This window comes from Paenibacillus sp. S150 (assembly GCF_019352175.1).
GTDB lineage: Bacteria > Bacillota > Bacilli > Paenibacillales > Paenibacillaceae > Paenibacillus_AQ.
The window spans coordinates 24,765-45,109 of sequence record NZ_JACBYI010000009.1; the positions used below are offsets into that span (position 1 = coordinate 24,765).

Annotated in this window: 20 protein-coding genes; 16 read left to right on the forward strand and 4 right to left on the reverse strand. The window is 52.5% G+C overall.

Annotated features, from left to right (window positions below; translation table 11 throughout):
- The first annotated feature begins 113 nt into the window (after positions 1-113).
- The 3 genes from HYD27_RS32665 to ilvA all read left to right on the forward strand — a co-directional run bounded on the left by HYD27_RS32665 (position 114) and on the right by ilvA (position 4,540).
- Positions 114-371 (forward strand): aspartyl-phosphate phosphatase Spo0E family protein, encoded by a 258-nt coding sequence (locus tag HYD27_RS32665; protein ID WP_219214943.1) that lies wholly within the window; start codon positions 114-116, stop codon positions 369-371.
- A gap of 502 nt (positions 372-873) precedes the next feature.
- Positions 874-3,057, forward strand: a complete 2,184-nt coding sequence (locus tag HYD27_RS11140) for a methyl-accepting chemotaxis protein (protein WP_219214945.1) — start codon at positions 874-876, stop codon at positions 3,055-3,057.
- A 220-nt stretch (positions 3,058-3,277) separates the two neighbouring features.
- A complete protein-coding gene (gene ilvA / locus HYD27_RS11145; protein WP_219214948.1) occupies positions 3,278-4,540 on the forward strand; it encodes a threonine ammonia-lyase IlvA in 1,263 nt (420 codons plus the stop codon).
- A gap of 75 nt (positions 4,541-4,615) precedes the next feature.
- Here the strand turns inward: ilvA and HYD27_RS11150 are convergent, their stop codons facing one another.
- Both HYD27_RS11150 and HYD27_RS11155 read right to left on the reverse strand, forming a co-directional pair.
- Entirely contained in the window at positions 4,616-5,563 is a 948-nt protein-coding gene (locus tag HYD27_RS11150) for a hypothetical protein (RefSeq protein WP_219214951.1), read from the reverse strand.
- A 41-nt stretch (positions 5,564-5,604) separates the two neighbouring features.
- Positions 5,605-6,267 carry a DUF1129 family protein gene (locus HYD27_RS11155; RefSeq protein WP_219214954.1) on the reverse strand — a complete coding sequence of 221 codons (663 nt, stop codon included), beginning with the start codon at positions 6,265-6,267 and terminating at the stop codon, positions 5,605-5,607.
- A gap of 181 nt (positions 6,268-6,448) precedes the next feature.
- On the opposite strand from HYD27_RS11155, the gene HYD27_RS11160 reads away from it, so the two are divergent.
- From HYD27_RS11160 to HYD27_RS11200, 9 genes are all read left to right on the forward strand, one after another.
- Positions 6,449-6,649: a hypothetical protein gene (locus HYD27_RS11160; RefSeq protein ID WP_219214957.1), complete on the forward strand. Its 201-nt coding sequence runs from the start codon at positions 6,449-6,451 to the stop codon at positions 6,647-6,649.
- 205 nt (positions 6,650-6,854) lie between these two features.
- Positions 6,855-7,685 carry an alpha/beta hydrolase family protein gene (locus HYD27_RS11165; RefSeq protein ID WP_219214960.1) on the forward strand — a complete coding sequence of 277 codons (831 nt, stop codon included), beginning with the start codon at positions 6,855-6,857 and terminating at the stop codon, positions 7,683-7,685.
- An 85-nt stretch (positions 7,686-7,770) separates the two neighbouring features.
- Positions 7,771-8,547 (forward strand): DODA-type extradiol aromatic ring-opening family dioxygenase, encoded by a 777-nt coding sequence (locus HYD27_RS11170; RefSeq protein ID WP_219214962.1) that lies wholly within the window; start codon positions 7,771-7,773, stop codon positions 8,545-8,547.
- Positions 8,548-8,794: 247 nt separating this feature from the next.
- Entirely contained in the window at positions 8,795-9,898 is a 1,104-nt protein-coding gene (locus HYD27_RS11175) for a DUF3048 domain-containing protein (RefSeq protein WP_219214963.1), read from the forward strand.
- A gap of 204 nt (positions 9,899-10,102) precedes the next feature.
- A complete protein-coding gene (locus HYD27_RS11180; RefSeq protein WP_219214965.1) occupies positions 10,103-10,720 on the forward strand; it encodes a DUF47 domain-containing protein in 618 nt (205 codons plus the stop codon).
- Between the two features lie 12 nt (positions 10,721-10,732).
- On the forward strand, positions 10,733-11,722 hold the full coding sequence (locus HYD27_RS11185) for an inorganic phosphate transporter (RefSeq protein ID WP_219214967.1): 990 nt from the start codon (positions 10,733-10,735) through the stop codon (positions 11,720-11,722).
- Positions 11,723-12,048: 326 nt separating this feature from the next.
- Positions 12,049-12,777: an amino acid ABC transporter ATP-binding protein gene (locus HYD27_RS11190; RefSeq protein WP_219214969.1), complete on the forward strand. Its 729-nt coding sequence runs from the start codon at positions 12,049-12,051 to the stop codon at positions 12,775-12,777.
- Positions 12,778-12,816: 39 nt separating this feature from the next.
- Positions 12,817-13,662, forward strand: coding sequence for a glutamate ABC transporter substrate-binding protein (locus tag HYD27_RS11195; RefSeq protein WP_219215255.1), 846 nt, complete (start codon positions 12,817-12,819; stop codon positions 13,660-13,662).
- A 203-nt stretch (positions 13,663-13,865) separates the two neighbouring features.
- On the forward strand, positions 13,866-14,516 hold the full coding sequence (locus tag HYD27_RS11200) for an amino acid ABC transporter permease (protein WP_219214971.1): 651 nt from the start codon (positions 13,866-13,868) through the stop codon (positions 14,514-14,516).
- Here HYD27_RS11200 and HYD27_RS11205 read toward each other — a convergent pair.
- Entirely contained in the window at positions 14,513-14,710 is a 198-nt protein-coding gene (locus tag HYD27_RS11205; protein WP_219214972.1) for a hypothetical protein, read from the reverse strand. The genes HYD27_RS11200 and HYD27_RS11205 overlap by 4 nt on opposite strands.
- 491 nt (positions 14,711-15,201) lie before the next feature.
- Here HYD27_RS11205 and HYD27_RS11210 point away from each other — a divergent pair, with 491 nt between their 5' ends.
- The 4 genes from HYD27_RS11210 to corA all read left to right on the forward strand — a co-directional run bounded on the left by HYD27_RS11210 (position 15,202) and on the right by corA (position 19,505).
- Positions 15,202-15,852, forward strand: a complete 651-nt coding sequence (locus HYD27_RS11210; protein ID WP_219214975.1) for an amino acid ABC transporter permease — start codon at positions 15,202-15,204, stop codon at positions 15,850-15,852.
- Between the two features lie 92 nt (positions 15,853-15,944).
- Positions 15,945-17,234 carry an ATP-binding protein gene (locus HYD27_RS11215; RefSeq protein WP_219214979.1) on the forward strand — a complete coding sequence of 430 codons (1,290 nt, stop codon included), beginning with the start codon at positions 15,945-15,947 and terminating at the stop codon, positions 17,232-17,234.
- A gap of 3 nt (positions 17,235-17,237) precedes the next feature.
- Positions 17,238-18,140: a response regulator gene (locus HYD27_RS11220; protein WP_219214983.1), complete on the forward strand. Its 903-nt coding sequence runs from the start codon at positions 17,238-17,240 to the stop codon at positions 18,138-18,140.
- A 405-nt stretch (positions 18,141-18,545) separates the two neighbouring features.
- Positions 18,546-19,505 carry a magnesium/cobalt transporter CorA gene (corA, locus tag HYD27_RS11225; protein ID WP_219214985.1) on the forward strand — a complete coding sequence of 320 codons (960 nt, stop codon included), beginning with the start codon at positions 18,546-18,548 and terminating at the stop codon, positions 19,503-19,505.
- 65 nt (positions 19,506-19,570) lie between these two features.
- On the opposite strand, the gene HYD27_RS11230 is transcribed toward corA, so the two are convergent.
- A complete protein-coding gene (locus tag HYD27_RS11230) occupies positions 19,571-20,137 on the reverse strand; it encodes a tyrosine protein kinase (protein WP_219214987.1) in 567 nt (188 codons plus the stop codon).
- Positions 20,138-20,345 lie beyond the last annotated feature (208 nt).

The window sequence follows — 20,345 nt, forward strand, 5'->3', positions numbered from 1 at the left end:
AATAAGACCAGTCCTTGGCTGGTCTTATTAGAATTTTTTTCTAAATTATCAAAAAAAATTTTCACCCTGAAAAAGACATAGCCCTCTAAAATACTAAAAGAGGAGGGATAAGAGTGAGAGAAGAAGACTGTCTGAAACAAATTTTAGAGCAAGCCCGGCAAGATCTGAATAACCTGCAATATCAGTACGACCTGGATCATCCAGCCGTGCTTCATCAATCGATGGTACTCGACGAACTGATTAATCAATACACCCGGAGCAACGTTATCCAAGTGAAAAAAAGATCAGCAGCAGCCGGAGGGCGGCTGGCCGCCGAGGAGCTATGGCCAACCCGTTCACAGCTGTATCGCACCGCAAACTCCGCATCATAAAAACGGAGGAAGAGCCACTCTACGCACTACATAGCCTTCTTAATCATTGACCCTAGATGCACCAGCATATTTGAATTGTAATTGAATGGAATAGCAGGGCGTTAACGCTGCGGCATTTATTTTGGGTAACAGCGAATAGAATGACTGCGATCGTGTAACGCCTCCTGTTATTGCATTAACCTCCCCCAACCCCCTATTAAACCTGTAAACGACTGCCTATAATACTATTTGATACAAAACCTGACATGATATGAGCGGAAATTATTATAAAATAGTAAGAAATTCAGAATATAGGCTATAAAACAGGCGTTTACATAGATAAACGTTTGTTTAAATATGTTATTTTCGTAAAATACCTGACATGGACACAGTTAATTCACAGCTCCGAGTGAAACGTTAAAGGGATAAAGAGTTTTTTTGAAGAAATAAGTCGAAACAAAGAGAGTTTATATAGAGATACAATGTGATGCCGGTTAATTAATTTTGAAGGCGGGGGAGCCCTATGGCAGTGAGAAAAAGCAAGAAAGAGAAGGTAGAGACTGGGCTGCAGCCTGAGCTTAGAGCTGTGGACATGACAGCAACCTTACCATCAGCAGGCAAGGCGGAGAACAGGAACAGGCTGTTGCCCGGATTGTCGCCGCTGATTTCAGCCTTTAGCAATATGGGGATTCGGGGCAAGCTGTTTATGTCCGTGATTCTGTCTATAGTTGCTATTTTCGTTATTGTATCGGTAGTGATATACAGCAATGCCGAGCAGATTATTGTAGAGGATCTGAACAGCTCGCTGACATATGAGAAAGGCGAAATCAGCGTTAAGGTCCGCGAGCTGCTGCAGCCCGCTTCCGACAGTGTGGAACTGCTGAATGCCAACGCCTATGTCCGCGACTTTATTGGCAGGGCGGCTGCTGCGGATACCGTCACAGCCGCCAGTGGTTATGATGACCTTATTGCCACGCTGAATTTGATCAAGGACAATAACAAGAACCTGCTTAATGTGTATGTGGGTCTGGATGCAGCGAACAAGCTTATTACCCAGGACGAGTTCGAGCCTCCGGCTGATTTCAACCTGAAGGAACGGAGCTGGTATTCGCTGACAGCCAGGAATAAACGGACAACCGTTACAGATCCTTACATTGATGCCGGTTCAGGCAAAATGGTTGTCAGTGTCAGTGCTCCAATCCTGGATGAATCCGGAAAGCTGATCGGAGTGGCGGGTGCGGATATTTCTACGGAGCAGATTACGCAGGCGCTGAGCGCTTTTAATTATAAAGGCAGCGGTTTTGCCGTGCTGATCGATAAGACAGGAACCTTTATCTATCACCCGGACAGTGATAAGATCCTGCTGCAGAAGATGGGCGATCTGGGCGAGGATTGGAAAGCGGTCGGCGACAAAATGGTACAGTGGGGCTCAAACGTGCTCAAGACGGATATCGATGGCCAGGCAAGCTACGTATCCTACGCACCTGCGGTAGACAACCAGTGGTCGGTTGCCCTGGTCGTGCCCCAAGAGAGCGCGGAGCAGCGGCTCCAGAGCTTTAAGCTGATTTTTGTTCTCTCCATTATTTCATCTATTGTGGTGATGTCCGTGCTGCTCTATTTCGTCTCGAACAGTATACTGAAACCGATTCCGGTGCTTACAGCTGCTTTCCGGCAAGCGATGACCGGTGACCTGTCGGTGCGGGCCAAGGTTAACGCCAAAGGCGAGATAGGAGTACTGGCCGGGGGCTTCAACGAATTGATCTCCTCGCAGCAAAGTATGATTCAGGATATTATCCAGAGCTCCCGCAGCATTTCAGGTGCGGTGGGCAATACCGAATCCAATGTCTCTGCACTTGATGGAAGCATTTCCGAAATCTCCGCGATTACCGAAGAGCTGTCGGCCGGGATGCAGCAAACAGCGGCGGCGATGGAAGAGCTGAATGCCAGCACGAATGAAATTGAGCATGCGGTCAGCGGCATTGCACGCAAAGCCCAGGAAGGTGCGGAGAAGGCCAGACAAATCAATGACCGGGCAGAACGCCTGAAGGAAGGCGCGGACCGCTCCCGCACGCAGGCCGATGAAATGTATGGACAAGGCGAGGAGAAGCTGCGGCATGCGATTGAGCAATCCAAGTCCATTGCCCGGATTCATGCCCTGTCAGGGGCGATTCTGGAGATTGCCGCCCAGACCAACCTGTTGTCGCTGAATGCTTCCATTGAAGCCGCCAGAGCGGGGGATGCGGGCCGGGGCTTCGCGGTTGTTGCCGATGAGATCCGCAAGCTGGCTGAGAATTCACGGGAAACGGTCTCGCAAATCCAGGAGGTGACAGGCGCAGTGGTTGCGGCAGTCGAGAACCTGGTTGAAGGTGCGGAGAGCATGCTGCATTTTGTGGACCGGCAGGTGCTGAAGGACTATGACTCCATGCAGGAGACAGGCCAGCAATACAGTGAGGACGCCGGCTACATCAATGAACTGGTCACGGATTTCAGCGCCACCTCCGAGCAGCTGCTGGCATCCATCCAGAGCATGCTCTCGGCGATCAGTGAAACCAGCAGCGCTGCTAACGAGGGAGCGGAAGGCGCAGGCAATATCGCTGCCCAGGCAGAGCAGATCATCAGCAAGTCCGGCGGTATTGTGGCCGAGATGGAGGAGATCAAGCACAGCTCGGAAGAGCTGCTGCATACCGTATCCAAATTCAAAGCCTGAGTCCGGGAATCCATAGAACCATGCCTGCCGCTTTCAGCGCAGGCATGGTTTTTTGTATGTAAGTATATGACTCGCGCCGGCTCCCGGTTTCATCCCATCCATCCTCTCTTTCTTGCAGGGAATTGTGTTGCGGGAAGAGGACAATGCTTGATAAAATGTCCTCGGAAGAGTATGTTACAAGAAGCGAAAAGATTAGCTAGAGACAGTGAGGCGAGAGAGAATGAGAGAAGGCGAAGACCGGATCGTAGGAATGGAAGATATTGTGCGTGCGCATCATGTGCTGCGGGAGGTTATCGTCCGCACCCCGCTGCAGCTGGATGCGGTGCTGTCGGCCAGATACGGCTGCAATGTGTATTTGAAACGCGAGGATTTGCAGATTGTCCGCTCCTTCAAGATCCGTGGCGCGTACAATATGATCCGCAGTTTATCTGCAGAGGACAGAGAGAAAGGCATTGTTTGTGCAAGCGCTGGAAACCATGCGCAGGGCGTGGCCTATTCCTGCAAGGCTCTGGGCATAAAAGGCAAGATATATATGCCAAGCACGACCCCTAATCAGAAGATTAAGCAGGTGCGGAAGTTCGGCGGCGAGTACGTTGAGGTCATTCTGAAGGGTGACACCTTCGATGATGCGTACGATGAAGCGCTGCAGGCTTGCATTGATCATAGCATGACGCTGATTCATCCCTTTGATGAACCGCGGATTATCGCCGGCAACGGTACCATTGCCATGGAGATTATGGAGAGCCTGGACAAGCCGGCGGACTTTGTGTTCGTCACCATAGGCGGAGGCGGCCTTGCTGCCGGTGTCGCCACTTATGTTAAGACCGTTAGCCCATCCACCAAGGTTATTGGCGTAGAGCCTTCCGGAGCGGCTTCCATGAGTGAAGCGATGAAGCTTGGAGAAGTGGTCACGCTGGAAGAGATCAATAAATTTGTCGATGGGGCTGCCGTGAAGCGGGTAGGCGGTCTGACCTATGATATCTGTTCCCGCCGCCTGGACGATGTGGTTAAGGTGCCGGAGGGCAAGGCTTGTACAACCATTCTGGAGCTGTATAACGAGAATGCGATTGTTGTGGAGCCGGCAGGCTCGTTGCCGATGGCGGCGCTTGATCTGTACCGGGACCAAATCCGCGGCAAGACGGTGGTCTGCATCGTCAGCGGCGGCAACAATGACATTGACCGGATGCAGGAGATCAAGGAACGCTCTCTGATCTATGAAGGGCTCAAGCATTACTTCATGGTTAACTTTCCCCAGCGCGCCGGGGCACTGCGCGAATTTCTGGCCGATGTACTCGGACCAGGGGACGATATTACCCGTTTCGAATACACGAAGAAGAATGAAAAGGAGAATGGTCCGGCGCTTGTCGGCATCGAGCTTCAGCATAAAGACGACTATAACCCTCTCATTGCACGGATGCAGCAGAAGGGTGTAGATTATCTGGAAATCAATAAGGACCCCAACTTGTTTAACATGCTGATCTGAACCTCAATACATTAAATAAAGAATATAAAGGCCCGTCCCGGGAAGTTATGGGGCGGGCCTTCTGTATGGGCGTTATCAGGACTGCGGCACTTCCGTCTTCAGGTATTCGGTTACGCCGTCATCCAGCTTGTAGCCGTTCTCCTTGAGCAGCTTCATGAAGCCGTCCAGCTTCTGCAGGAACAGGCTGCTGCCGTTGTTCTTGGACAGAATGCTGCTGTAGGCCTTCTGCGCCTCCAGATCCATTTCCAGATTGTCATAGTGGAAGAGAGGGGTATTGTTCTGCCCATAGAAGGTATTGCTCATATATATCGAATACAACGCCTTCACCGCGGCCGTCCGGTTCGATTTGGGGTACTTCTGAATGAACTCCTCCTGGGCCAGCGCCCGTGCGGCTACATCTCCCCAGGAAATGACCAGGCCGTTATCCTTCGAGGAAGGCAGATCTGCTTCCGCAGCCATAATGGAAATATAATCACGGATATCGTCCGTAACGTATAATTTGTATTTGCGGTAAGCCGCGTAGTCAATCACAGGAAAAAAAGAACCTTCAGCCGTCTCCAGCTTATAGCCGTTGTCTCCTGCACTCTTCAGCAGGCTTCGTAAAGAAGGGTCATTCGTGCTCTCTGCCAGCTTGGCCATGCTGGTCCCTGCTTTATAGACAGAGGTAAGCTTGCGCTGGACAATGCTGCTCTTGAATTTGCTCTCCCAGGCGTTCAGGGCGGCCTTGTGCAGATTCTCCAGCTTCAAGGTCAACACGGTAGCCTGATAGGGGCTGACTGCATAGATATTGTTGTTCAAGTATTGAATAGCCTCCGGCAGCCTGGCTGAAGAGGACAGCAGCGGCAGGGCCGCCTTGTATACTGCTGTGGCATGGCTGCTGTCCGGCGCAGCGGCCTTTCCTGCACCGGAAGACCCGGCAGTGCTGCCTGCTGAACCCTCGGCAAGCACCTGCCCGGCCAAGCCCGTCTGCAGTCCGAGCACTGCAGCTATGGCGGCAGTCAGAATTGTTATTCTCATCTTCATGAAGTCTCCTCCTGTTTGAGTTGGAAATGAAACCCTGATATCTACGATTTGAAGAATATAAATTTCAATCCAAGCCCCCCGGCTGCTGCAAGAGCAAGACTCACCCAAGGCGAGAGGGAAATGACCGGAAACAGGCTTTCGAGAAAGATTCCAAGGAATACAGCGATGACGGCCACGCCCACATAAATCCCGAGCCCCCTGATATCAAACGCTTTGGGCTTCGGGGCATCATCCTCGGATAAGGCCGACATCCATTTCATGATCATCTCGATAAGAACAATAGCGCCGGCCCCCACAAACAGGATCGTAAAGATGCTGATCTGTCCGAAGATGCCCGCTTCTCCGGTGCCCCAGAGCAGGAGCAGTCCGGCAATGGCATATACGGCGAACAGCCCCGTCAGGGCAGCGCAAGGAATCATCAAGTAGTAGTTCAGCTGGCTGCGTGGCCTGCGTTCCGGAGCACTGGACGCAATCTCCCTGAAATAATCCTCCGGGTGTTCACCGAAGATCTGCCTGGCATTTTTGCCTTTGCCCTGTCCCTCCAGCAAAAGTGCCGCTGCTTCAAGCAGCAGTTCCTCGGTACGGACCGGGTCTACCCTGCTGGCCCGGAGTGCCAGCAGCATATCTTCATAATAAGAACGGTTGAACGGTGTCATCTGCTCGCGCAGCACATTATTTTGCTTAATCATAGCTTTGACTTTCATAGCGGAAATGTAAACCTCCAGTAGTTGATCAGAGTAGCCCTTAACCTAGAGTATACGTTTGGGCAGCGGCAGTGTGCAAGGATAAGCATTTCCCCATTTTCATGAATAATCCGTTTGGATGAGTGAACACTGTTAAGGTATCCGCTTCATCACTATGGCTTCAAGAAAGGCAGGGAGCGTTATGGAAAATGAGAACAAACGGGAACCCGGAAAATTCGTGGGCGACGGCTTCGCGCCTGCGCCGGCGGGTGAAGTAGTGGATTGGGGCAATTCCGACGGCTTCAGCTTATGGGATTCCGCACAGGGTGCGCCGGAGCACGGACTGGAAGACTGGCAGGGCAGACAAGAAACCCATGACATGTTTCACGACAGCTACGATTGAATGAAGAAGAGCCTGTCCTGTATCAGGCCTCTTTTGCTCCTTCTGGAGTGAAAGGGGTCTTTTTCTTCCTGGGACCCGGCCTCTTTATTCCTTTGCTTGTTGACAATGCTAACGCAAAACGTATAATTAAGATATTAATCTGACTAATTTAATCGGGATAATTATAATTTAAAATAGTGTACCTTTTTAGAGGAGGGCTTCAGCAATGGAACGGAATATTGTCATCCGGCATAACGGGGAAGAATTAACAGCGAGCATCCATTACCCATCCAGAGAAAAGGGAAGCACCGGGCGCTGCAAGGACCGGGTGCCGCTTGCGGTCATTTGCCACGGGTTCGTGGGCAACCGGATCGGAGTCGACCGGATTTTTGTCAAGGCCGCCCGTGAGCTGGCGGCGGACGGATATATGGTCATCCGTTTTGACTATGCAGGCTGCGGGGAGAGCAGCGGAAATTATGGCAGTGAAGACATGGAATCAATGATTGCCCAGACCCGGGCAGTCCTCGATTACGGTATTGGCGCTGCGGATGTGGACCCGCAGCGGGTCACGCTGATTGGACACAGTCTTGGCGGTGCAGTGGCACTGCTAACCGGAGTGCGGGACCGCCGGGTCAAGAATCTGGTGCTGTGGGCTGCGGTAGGCTACCCCTTCAATGATATCGTAAAGATCGTAGGAAGGGAAGCGTATGACCGTTCGGTGAAGAATGGCTCTGCGGATTTTGCCGGTTATACCTTTACCCCTGTGTACTTCAATTCGCTTGCTGCCTTTCAGCCGTTTCAGGAAGCGGGCAAGTTCAGCGGCGATGTGCTGGTGATTCACGGAACCTCCGATGATGTAATTCCTGTGGATTACGCCTTTCTCTACCAGAAGCTGTTCTGGACACGCCCCGAGGGACGCTGCGATAAAGAGGTGATTTTTCAGGGGGACCATACCTTCTCATCAGGTTCGGCCCAGGCTCAGGTGCTGGGGCGGACCAGGGATTGGATGAACCAGCAGGAGCATGTGCAGGAGGAATGGCAGAACTGGATGATATAGGGGTTGTCCTCCACTCGCATTAACTCAGAATAAGCGGTAAAATAAAGAGGCAGACCATATACTGGGTTATGGAGGTTGGCACCCTATGAAATTACCGGCATTTTTTATTGCACACGGTTCTCCGCTGCTGGCCCTTGAGAATAACGAATATACCCGTTTCCTTGAGCGGCTTGGGGCCGATCTGGGAACCCCGCGCGGCATTGCAGTCTTCTCTGCGCATTGGGACAGCCCTGAACAGCTGATTACAGTGGACGGACAGCATGAAACCTTGCATGATTTCTATGGATTTCCCGATGAGATGTACTCGCTGAGCTATCCGGCTCCGGGTGATCCCGCACTCAGCCGCCGAATCTCCGAACTCTTTACCGCGAAGAACCTTCCTCACCAGCCTGTGCTGGGAAGAGGGCTTGATCATGGGATTTGGGTCATTCTCAAAAAGATGTTCCCAGCTGCAGACATCCCGGTAGTGGCCTTATCTGTCGATTCCCTGCGCTCCCCGGAGGAGCAGTACAATATCGGCAAAATGCTGGCTCCACTGCGCGATGAGGGGATTCTGCTGATCGGCAGCGGCGGGCTCGTGCATAATCTGCGGCTGCTTAAGCAGGACGACCAGCCGGAGCAGTGGGCGCTTGACTTCGATGCCTGGATAGCAGGTTGCCTTGCGGCATGGGATTTGCCTTCACTGTTTGCCTATGAGAAAAAAGCGCCGCATGTGCGCAATGCCGTTCCCACGTATGGACGGGAGCATTTTGTTCCGATCTTCTATGTGCTGGGAACAGCCGATGAAGGCAGGAGCGCACAGCTGATGATACAGGCCTACCAATACGGGACGCTGAGCCTGAACTGCTGGATGGTTGACTAAATCACACGCTATGATAAATGGGGATACAGCCGGAAGAGGGCTGTATCCTTTTTAATGCGCCCGAATCAAGACAAATGCCTCCGGCTATGATTAAATGGAAGGAGCCGGCGGCTTCCTTAGCGGGTTTTATTGCGAAGAAAAGCAGGGGAGCAATGCTCCATAAAACTAAGCGCAGCTTCCGGAGCGATTTTTGTACGCAGCTGAACCATGGAAGTAATCCCACAAAAATTTAGGAGGAAAAATACATATGATCCTAAGCCGTCATTCATCCCGCCTGCTCTCCGTCTGCATGCTTGCGGCGCTGCTGCTCACCGCCTGTGGAGGGCAGCAAGCGGAAACGGTGCCTGCTCCTTCGGAGGCGCCAGTTCTTGCGCCGGCTCCATCCGCCTCTGCCGGGCCGTCGCCTACGGCTGAGCCTGCGGCAGAAGGGGTCTTGTCCGGACTGACCGGGCTTCCGGTGGAAGAGAGCAGCCTGCCCCGCCCCTTGGCGGTCATGATCAACAACGCGCCGGCTGCGCGGCCGCAATCCGGGATCAGCGAGGCGGATATTCTGTACGAGGTGCTGGCCGAAGGCGGGATCACCCGGATGATCGGAATTTTCCAGAGCCACACCGGCGTTGTCAAAATCGGACCGATCCGCAGCATCCGCCCGTATCTGATCGACATAGGCGAGAGCTACGGCAGCGTAACGGTTCATGCCGGAGGGAGCCCGGCAGCGTATGCCATTCTCCAGAAGGAGAAAAAGGATGATATGGACGAGATCGGCCGGGCCGGAGCATATTTCTGGCGGGACAAGGAGCGCAAAGCCCCGCATAATCTGTACAGCAATGCCGCCAAGCTGTACGAGGGGGCGGACAAGCTTGGATATGCCGGGACTGTGGAGGTTCCCGGGTATCTTTTTACAGATCCGGATTATGTCCCGGCTGAAGGGGAGGCTGCAGCGGAGTTAAGCGTTAATTTTCTGCTGGAGAGCTATACCGTGGGTTATAAATACAGCAGTGAGCGGGGGACTTACCTGCGCTGGGTGAACGGCAAGCCGCATCTGGACCTGAACAACAGCAATCCGGTCGAGGCTGCGAATGTGATTGTGATGGGTTCGGACCATAAAGTGCTTGATGATGTGGGAAGACTGCAGATTGATGTCGAGCTGGGCGGGGAGGCTGTCCTGTTTCAACGCGGACAGGTACTGAAGGGCAGATGGTCGCGCAAGCCGGGGGATGTGATCCGCTTCGTGAAGAATGATGGTACAGAGGCGCTGATGTACCCCGGAATCACCCATATTCTGATTGTGCCGAACAGCCCGTCCTTCAGCAGCCATATCGAATATGCGCCGGCTTCAGCTTCAGCCTGATACAGATGCAAAATTATGTCAATCAGAGAATTATTTTCGTGATTACAGATATTTGTTAATGTGGTGTAAAAAAGTTCGTTTCTTTTACTTCTATCCCCTCTACTGATATGGTAAGATAACAAGGGCTGTCATTCATTTTCATGCTGTTTACATATGAATGGCTTCACGTTTTCACGGCAATTTTATGTAAAGGGGTCTAAACTAATGAAGTTGAGAAAAAAGGACATATTCTTTGAGACGCTGGAAAATATGGCCGATACCATTGTCCAGGCGGCAGATTATTTCGCTCAGAATATTACTACTCTCCGGGAAAATGTCGACAATTTCGCAGCGGTGATGAAGAAATATGAATCCCAATGCGACACTTACACACATACCGTTATCAAGGAATTGAACAAAACGTTCATTACACCGCTGGAACGCGACGACATTATGGACCTGATTACGAGCATGGATGATGTAATTGACGGTCTGGAAGCTTCAGCTTCACGTTTCTATATGTACAACCTGCTGGACCCGGATGAATATATCGTGCAGTTCGCCGAGATTCTCCGCCAGTCCGCCTATGAAATTCAAAAAGCGGTTCATCTGCTCTCGCAGAAGAAGCTGCTGGCGATCCGCGAGTACACGATCCGTCTGAACGATCTGGAGAACCAGGGTGACGAAGTGCTCCGTATCTGCACCAAAGTCCTGTTCGAAACGGTAAAGGACCCTATTGAGCTGATCAAGCGCAAAGAGCTGTACGAGCGGCTCGAAACTACAACCGATAAATGCGAAGATGTGGCCAACATGCTGGAATCGATCATCATGCGCAACTCATAAGGGGCCGGAAATATGGAAACATCATTATTTGTGCTGGGTTTTGTTATTTTTCTCGCGCTTGCTTTCGACTTCATCAACGGCTTCCATGATACGGCCAATGCGATTGCCACTTCGGTCTCCACACGTGCGCTCCGGCCGCGGACAGCCATTATTATGGCGGCATCGATGAACTTCATCGGGGCGCTGCTGTTCACAGGAGTAGCCAAAAAAATCGGCGGCAGCATCACCGACCCGTCCCTGCTCGACAACGGGGTGGATATCGTCATAGCTACGCTGATTGCCGCCATTATCTGGAATCTGGTTACCTGGTGGCTGGGGATTCCATCCTCCTCGTCCCATGCGCTTATCGGTGCGCTAGCGGGAGCGGTATATGTGGGAGCCGGCACGGAGCATATCAAATGGAATGGCTTTATCGAAATCGTCGAGGGACTCGTGTTTTCCCCGCTGATTGCTTTTGTTATTGGTTATATCGTCATGACGATTCTGAAATGGATTTTTGCCAAACGCAGTCCGCATACCGTGAACAAAGGCTTTCGTTCCATGCAGATTGTTACAGCGGCGCTTCAATCCTTCACGCACGGTACGAATGATGCCCAGAAGGCAATGGGGATCATTACCTTTGCGCTCGTTACTTCGGGACGTCTGGATACGATGGAGGTTCCGCTATGGGTGAAGATCGCTGCGGCAACGTCGATGGCGCTCGGTACGTCAATCGGCGGCTGGAAGATTATCAAGACCATGGGAACGAAGATTTTCAAGATTGAGCCCATTAACGGCTTCGCTGCCGACATTTCCGCGGCTTCCGTTATTTTCACGGCTACACTGCTGCATTTGCCGGTAAGTACGACACATGCCATTACATCCTCCATCCTCGGTGTGGGCTCGGCCAAACGCTTCTCTGCTGTGAAATGGGGAGTCGCCGGACGCATTGTAGTGACCTGGTTTATCACCATTCCGATCAGCGCAGTGCTGGCGGGGATCATTTTTAAGCTTATATTCTAATAAGCGGCGCTGCTGCATGTATAAGATGTCACGGGAGCCAAGGACGGCTGCGGACATCTTTTTTTGTTGTCTTTTTTTAGAGTTTCAAGAGAGGAATGTCACAAAAACTCACAGTTAAGTGATAAAAAACATTAATCAGGGTTAAAAAGAAATGAAATATCTCACTTTTTGAAAAGAAAATGACATGAATAATTAGCGGTCTGCGTAGGATTATGTAGGATTTGGTAGTCTTTGCGGTAAGGTGTGTTTTAAGTGTTACCATAGCTGACAGAGGATTCCCAATAGATTCTTTCACGATAAAACGTTTTGGCAAAGGAGGCCTGTCGTTGATTGACTTTCATCAGGTAGAGAAGCATTACGGACATTTCCATGTGCTCAAGAGCATTGATCTGCATGTTCAAGAAGGGGAAGTAGTCGTTGTAGTCGGTCCTTCCGGCTCCGGTAAAAGCACCATGCTGCGCTGCATCAACCGGCTGGAGACCATCACGAGCGGAGGATTATCCGTTGACGGAATCACCGTAAATGAGCGCAAGACGGATATCAACAAGCTGCGCAAGGAAATCGGGATGGTGTTCCAGCATTTTAATCTGTATCCGCACAAAAAAGTGATCGACAACATTACACTGGCGCCGGTCAAGGTGCTTGGACTGTCCAAGGCGGAAGCCGAGAAAACGGCCATGTATTATCTCGAAAAGGTCGGGATTGCGGACAAAGCCCAGTCATACCCGTCACAGCTGTCCGGCGGACAGCAGCAGCGCGTAGCGATTGCCCGGGGACTGGCGATGAAGCCGAAGATTATGCTGTTCGACGAACCGACCTCCGCGCTTGACCCGGAAATGGTTGGCGAGGTGCTTGATGTTATGCGCACACTGGCCCGCGAAGGGATGACGATGGTTGTAGTCACTCATGAAATGGGCTTCGCCCGTGAGGTTGCGGACCGCGTAATCTTCATGGATCAAGGACAAATCGTGGAAGAAGCGGAACCGGAGCACTTCTTCGCGAGTCCGCGGGAAGAACGTACCCGTACTTTTCTCAGCCGTGTATTAAGCCATTAAAACAAACAGATAGGAAAAAGGGGAGGAAATAAAATGAAAATGTCCAAGAGCTTCAAAGGGTTAAGCGTGCTGATGATTGCTGCCATGCTGGTCATTGCCGGCTGCGGCAACAACAATGCCGCCAATAATGCGGGCAGCGGGAATGCTGCGGCAGGAAACAGCACGGATTCCGAAGCGATCGCCAAAATTAAGGAGCGCGGCAAGCTGCAGGTCGGCGTGAAGTATGATACCCGGCTGTTCGGATTGAAGGACCCGGCTTCCGGCAATGTGGAAGGCTTCGACATCGATATTTCCAAAGCCATTGCCAAGCATATCCTCGGTGATGAAAATGCGATTGAGCTGAAGGAAGTGACCTCGAAGACACGTATTCCGATGCTGAACAACGGCGAAATTGACATGGTTGTGGCTACGATGACCATTACAGAGGAGCGCAAAAAAGAAGTGGACTTCTCCGATGTCTACTTTCAGGCCGGTCAGTCACTGCTGGTAAAGAAGGGCAGTCCGATTACCGGAATTGAGGATGTGACCAAGGATACCAAAATTCTCGGCTCCAAGGGTGCAACTTCGATCAAAAATATTAAAGATAAGGTTCCGGGTGTCACTGTTCTGGAATTTGACAACTATCAGGATGCATTCAGCGCTCTGAAGGCCGGCCAAGGGGATGCGCTCACGACTGACGATGCGATTCTGTACGGTATGGCTTCCCAGGACCCTGGATATGAGGTTGTAGGCGAACCGTTCACCGACGAGCCTTACGGAATTGCTGTACAAAAGGGCAATACGGATGTAGTTAATGCCGTGAATGATACACTGGCTGAACTGAAGGCCAATGGCGAATATGATGCTATCTACACCAAGTGGATCGGCAAAGCTCCGGCAAAATAAGATTCTGCTGAGAGAGAAGCAAGGCTCAAAGGCAATGGCGAAAGGATGGAACGGGGAATCCCGCCGGCCATCCTTTCGTCTTTATGCGCCTGAACTTTCATTTGAAGAAGTTTTGAATCGGCATAGTCAGCTTGCCGGACATTCTTAACTTTTCAGGTTCAAATGCTACAGCAAATATTTTTGGGCAAGGGCAGGTGACATCTATGGATTTTTCGATATTAACCAATTATTTTGGCCTGTATATGGAGGGCTTCCGGGGCACCTTGCTCTCCAGTTTACTCGCGCTTATCGGCAGCTTTGTCATCGGCATGGTGATCGCGGTCTTCCGCATTACTTCGGTGAAGGGGCTGCGGTGGTTTGGAACAGGCTACGTGGAGTTTATCCGTAACATTCCGCTGCTGCTCGTCGTGTATATTTTCTTTTACGGTCCCTCAGCATTGGGCTTCACGCTGGATGGATTCAAGGCAGGTACGATTGGACTGGCTGTCTATACCTCGGCCTTCATCGCCGAAGCCATCCGTGCGGGGATTATGGCTGTCCCGAAGGGTCAGATGGAGGCCGCGCGCTCGTCGGGCCTTAGCTATTTGCAGACGATGATGCATGTTATCCTGCCCCAGGCCATCAAGCTGGTCATCCCGCCTCTCGGCAACCAGTTCATCAATCTGATCAAGAATTCCTCGGTGCTGACCCTTGTGGCCGGGCTTGACCTGATGTATTTCGCCGACGGCATTTCAACGGAAACCTACCGCACGTTCGATACCTACATTTTCGTTGCGCTGTTCTACCTGGTGCTTACCCTCCCGCTCAGCTACGGCGTGCGTGTATGGGAGCGCCGGCTGCAGCGCAAATATTAGTTAATGTTTTGCACTTTGCTCTTATGCAGTCCGCGAAGCGGCTGCCGGGTTCTCGCAGTCCGCGAAGCGGCTGCCGGGTCTTCGCAGTCCGCGAAGCGGCTGCCGTGTCTTCGCAGTCCGCGAAGCGGCTGCCGGGTCTTCGCAGTCCGCGAAGCGGCTGCACGGTTTTCTGCAGTCCGTAAAGCGGCTGCCAAATGAAGCACCTGCGAGAGAAGGCCGGGTCACCCGAGACCTTCGATCCAGCTGCTTCCGATCTTAGCTTTGCTTGGCAAAGCTTTGAACCCCGTGAGATACGAAACGGAGTGAGGGTGCGGAGCATATTGGCGGCAGCGGAAGCGTTCGCCCGGAGGCTCGGGCTCTGCCTGAAATTAAAGATGAGCGCAGCTTGAAGGTGAAAGCAACGGAGGGGAAGTTTGGAACTGTAGGAGCGGAAGCGTCCGCCTTTATGTTTGGATTTCTACCGCAATCGCGGTATGAATGAGGAAATCCAAACATAACAGCGGCCGGAAGTCCAAACATTCCCCGGAGTTGCCCGTCACCGGCAAAGCCCCGCCCGAATCTTTATCTTCCGGCCTGGCCCGCGCCACCACCGCAGCGCAAAAGCCTGCCGCTGCCCGCACCCTCACGAGGCCCCTTCTCACCCATTTCAACACCTTTGCAATCAAAGCACTAAGGAGGGTTTCTATTGGATTTTGCCGGTGCATACTCCGCCGATAATTTGAGATTTCTGCTCGACGGGCTGTACGTTACCCTGATCGTGGCGTTCGTGTCGATCATTCTGAGCTTTGTGCTGGGCTGCGTGATCGGAGTGATCCGTTACGCCGAGGTTCCGGTGCTGTCGCCGGTGATGTTCTACCTGGTGGAGCTGATCCGTAATCTGCCGCTGCTGCTGCTTATTTTCTTCGTCCGCTTTGCGTTGCCTGAGGTAGGCATCAGGATGAGTCTGATTACAGCGGCCATTGTCGCCTTGACGATATTTGAAGCTGCGATGATTGCCGAGATCGTCCGCGGCGGTCTGACCTCTATCGACAAGGGGCAGATTGAAGCGGCACGCTCGTCCGGGCTCAGCAATTTTCAGACCTTATGGCATATCGTGCTGCCCCAGGGGCTCCGGCGGATGGTTCCGCCGCTGGTCAGCCAGTTCATCTCCCTGCTGAAGGATACCTCGCTCGCGGTAGTCATTTCGCTGCCTGAGCTGATGCATAATGCCAACATTGTCATCGGGCACAGCTACAGCTACGCGATACCGACGCTGATGCTGGTGGCACTGATTTATTTTGCCGTGAATTATCTGCTGTCGATCCTCTCCCGGAGACTGGAGAATAAAGTCGTCTGAGCCGGACGCATCAATCGTGCATTAATGCGTATGAAATAGGCTTCGGTTATGATACTATAATTGTCAACATCCCTTGGCAGGAGCAGTGAGTGATGGGACAATCTATATTGAAATCTAAGCTTGCGCAAATCTCAGCGGTTGCAGTCGGTACGGCGGTGGCCGGTGAATTCAAAATAAATCCGTTTGATGGCGACATCTTCCGGATTGCAATGGGCAGCAGCGCTTTTCTGCTGTTTTTGCTTTTAATGCGCCGTTTGCCGTATGTGAGTACCGGGATTGCAACAGGCATCGTTGTATTGCTGTTCCGTACCGCTATGGATGCGACCCTGGGCAGCGGACAGACGCTGCTGCAGAGCATGACCAGCCATTTCTCGGCAATGATCTATTATATCGTGTTCGCGCTGCTGATGAATCTGATCAAAAGCCGGATTGATTCCTTCCATCCGCTAGTGCTCGGCGGTGTTGCCGCGCTGATCGACCTGCTGTCGAACGAGATGGAGCTGCTGACCCGGCTGATTGTACTGGATTCGGCCACCTTCCGCTTGAATGAATGGGCGTTTCTGATGGCGATTGCCGTCCTGCGCACCTACTTTACAACCGGAGTGTACAGCAGTATTTCGGTCAGCCAGCTAAGGATTATCCAAAGAGAGCAGACACAGCGGATTGAGCAGATGCTCGGGTTCGGTTCCGGCCTTTATGGCGAGGTTTTTTATCTGGAGAAATCAATCGAAACGCTGGAAAAGGTGACCCTGAGCAGCTACGAGCTGTACCGGAGCCTCAAGGCCGAGGAATATCCGCCGCGCCACAGCCGTCAGGTTCTGGACATTACCCAGCAGATTCATGAGGTTAAGAAGGACTCGCAGCGGATTCTGGCCGGTCTTGTCAAGCTGGTGGAGCGCGAGGCTACGGGAGATATGCCGTTATCCGGCATCCTGCGGTTCACCGTCAAGAGCAATGCCAAATATGCGGAAATGCTCGGCAAACACATCAGCTTCAGAATCAATCTCACCTCCGATTACACCACGGACAGCTACATTCCCCTGCTGACCCTGCTGAACAATCTCACCGCAAATGCCGTTGAAGTCATTAAAGGCAAGGGCAGTATCTCTCTGGATGTCTATGAAAAAGGGGATCAAACCCTGTTTACCGTTACCGACAGCGGCGGCGGGATCAAGGAACGGGATATGGAGCTGCTGTTTGACCCCGGCTTCACCACCAAGTTCGATGAAGAGGGCGTGGCCGCAACGGGGATTGGACTTTCCCATGTACGGGATATTGTTGATTTATTCGAGGGGGAAATAACCGTCCAGCCGGCTTCCCATGCCGGAGGGGCGATGTTTCAGATTAAAGTGCCGACGGCAAAGCTGCGGAAGGAGGAATAGGGGATGCCGCTTTCTTTCTGTATAGTGGATGACGATGGAACCGCCCGGAGAATGCTGCAGCATATTATTGAGGACAGCGGACTGGGCGAAGTGGTGGGAACGGCGGAATGCGGGCAGGATGGAGTGCGCCTGATTTTGAGTGAAAGCCCGGATATTGTGCTGATGGATCTGCTGATGCCGGATCAGGATGGAATTGAAACGATTATCTCCTTGCAGGCCCAGGGCTGCCGTTCCAAATTCGTGATGATCTCACAGATCGAGAACGGGGAGATGGTCGGGCGCGCCTACCGCAGCGGAATTGAGTTCTTCATCCGCAAGCCGATCAACAAAATCGAAGTCGAGGCTGTGCTGCACAAAGTGAATGAACGCTACGCGCTGGGCCGTTACCTGGATGAGATCAAGTCGAGTCTGGGCAAGCTGGAAGGGCTGCACTTCGGACTGCCGCCGGTCCAGGCCAGCAAACGTACGGTCAAGGAGATCATTCAGCCGATTCTGATGAATATGGGCATGATCAGTGAGAGCGGAAGCCGGGATATCATCACAATCATGGAGCTGGCTGCGGCAAAAGAGAACACCGGCAGCCTGCCGCCGCTCAAAGAGCTGTACGAAATGGCCGCTGCCGCCCATAAGCCGGTTCCCGCCGAGGCGGCCAAAGAAGTCAAGGCGATTGAGCAGCGGCTGCGCCGGGCGCTGGCGGCGGGACTCACAAATCTGGCTTCCATCGGCCTGACCGACTATGGCAATCCCAAGTTCGAATATTACGCGCCGCTGTATTTCGATTTTGAGGAGGTGCGGTTGAAGATGAAGGAGATTGAACAAGGCCGGGATTCCGGCAAGGTTAAGGTGAACATCAAGAAATTCCTGCAGGTGCTCCATTTGGAGCTGATGGAAGGCCTGAGCCGTTGAAATGCAGCAGCCGGGCCTTTTAGCACTGTAATTGAACCTCCGGGACGGAACTGCTTGCCAGCGGTTCCTTTCTGGAGGTTATTTTTTAAAAGATAAGAATTTATATGTTTTGGGGTCCCCGCAAAGTACCTGAGTCATCATCGAAGCCAAGGCCCCGCTTTGTGGGGTTATTTTAAAAGATAAGAATTTATAGGTTTCACGCTATAAATTAGCCTTATCTTTCTCGCTGAAACGGATACCGTCCTTATAAGGACGGCAAAGCCGTTTCCACTTGATCCGGGGATTTATTTGCTCTTGGCGGGCAGGCAGGGGACATCCGGTAATTTGGGAAGAAGCGGCCTCTTGCGGTACAATGGTTATGCAGAGGAAAGTGCGACGGATAGAAGCAATAGACGGAGGACTCATATGATACGAACGCTCGCGGTAACACATAAGGGGGAGGTGCTGACGGATCTGCCGCTCCAGGAGATAACCCTTGCTGACTATGCCTGGATTTGGGCGGATTTTGCCACCCCTACAGCGGAGGAGACTTTGCTGCTGGATACTTATTTTCATTTTCATCCATTAGCCATTGAAGACTGTATGCATGTGCTGCAGCGCCCGAAGCTGGATTATTATGAGGATGTGCAGTTTTTTGTGCTGCATGCGCTGAATGAGCGGACGCTGGAGGCGGAGGAGGTTGACCTTTTTCTCAGCAAAAGCTTTCTCGTGTCCTATCACCACCAGCTGAAGCCGGAGATGGCAGAGGCCTGGGAGATGGTAAAAGCGGAAATACATAGCCGCAAGGGCTGGTCGGGCGGTCCGGTGGCTGCTGCGTACACGGTAATGGATAAGCTGGTAGACCGGTATTTCCCAAGCTTGTACAGCCTGGAGGATGAGCTTGCCGATCTGGAGAGCCAAGGCAGCAGCGAGTCGGTAGAGGAGCTTATGAGCCAGGTATTTAACGTGCGCGGCCGTCTGCTCAAGCTCCGCCGGACCATTGTGCCGATGCGTGACCTGATGTACCGGATTGTCAATTCGCAGCATGTGCAGAGCAATGGGGAGGAACGGATCTATTTTGGCGATATCTATGATCATTTGCTGAAGCTGACCGATATGATTGAAGTTGACCGGGAAATGACCGCCGATCTGCGCGACAGCTACATCTCGCTCAACTCCAACCGGATGAACTCCATTATGAAGACACTCACTGTAATTACGACCGTATTTATGCCGCTGACTCTGATTGCCGGGATTTACGGCATGAATTTCCGGGTGATGCCCGAGCTGGATTGGGAGTATGGCTACTTGGCGGTGGTGCTGCTGATGCTGGTGCTCGGCGTGGGCATGTTCCGCTGGTTCCGGCGCAGCGGCTGGTTTAAGTGACACGGCACGGGGGATAGTACGGGACAATCAGGAGCGCCCTTGAGGGAAAAGCGTTAAACGCCGCCTCACTTGCGGCGGCGTTTAACAGAGGCAGGGGAGGATTTGCGGCGGCTTTTTGGAGCCGCTTTTTTGCGTGGCTGTGTTCCCTGCCGTCTCTTCTTGCGCCGTTTGGGGCTGTAGAGTGCTGCATCCTCTTCAGCGGCAAGTGCGCCTGCTCCCGATCCTTTGTTCTTGCCAAAGCTGCCCATGACCAGCTTCACCATCGGGGCCATCTGCTGAAACCCCTGCATGACCTTCTGCACCTTGCCCATGGAATTGACAATGCCGTCAACGCCGCCCAGCCGGTCGACAATTCCCTTGATCTGCTCCATATTCGCGAGATTCCCGAGTCCGCCCAGTCCTCCAAGCAGTCCGCCGGGCTTGGCTGCCGCTGCTTCGGCCACAGGTGCAGCCAGTGCGGTATCGGCAGCCTCCGTGCCAATGGCGGGAAGCATACCGGGTTCCCCATACACGGGAGGCTGGGCATAGGAGCTGATCCCGGGATATGGCGATGAGGGATACGGCGGCGGAGGATACGGCTCGGCCAGCGAACGGCCGTTCCGGCGGGAATGGTTATAGTAATGATCAGGCATAACATCACATTCCTTCGTTAGTGGTTTGCTATACTGTATGTCATAGGCGAACATAAGGTATAGACGAACGCCCGGTTTACCGGGATAGCAGCGGAAAAGGGCGAATGCCCAGCCGGGGCCTCCGGAAGTGAAGAAACCGTGACCATGCTTGATTTTCATTGCTTATGTAGTACTATAGTTAAGGCAGTAAAAGCTATGAAAAGAGGAA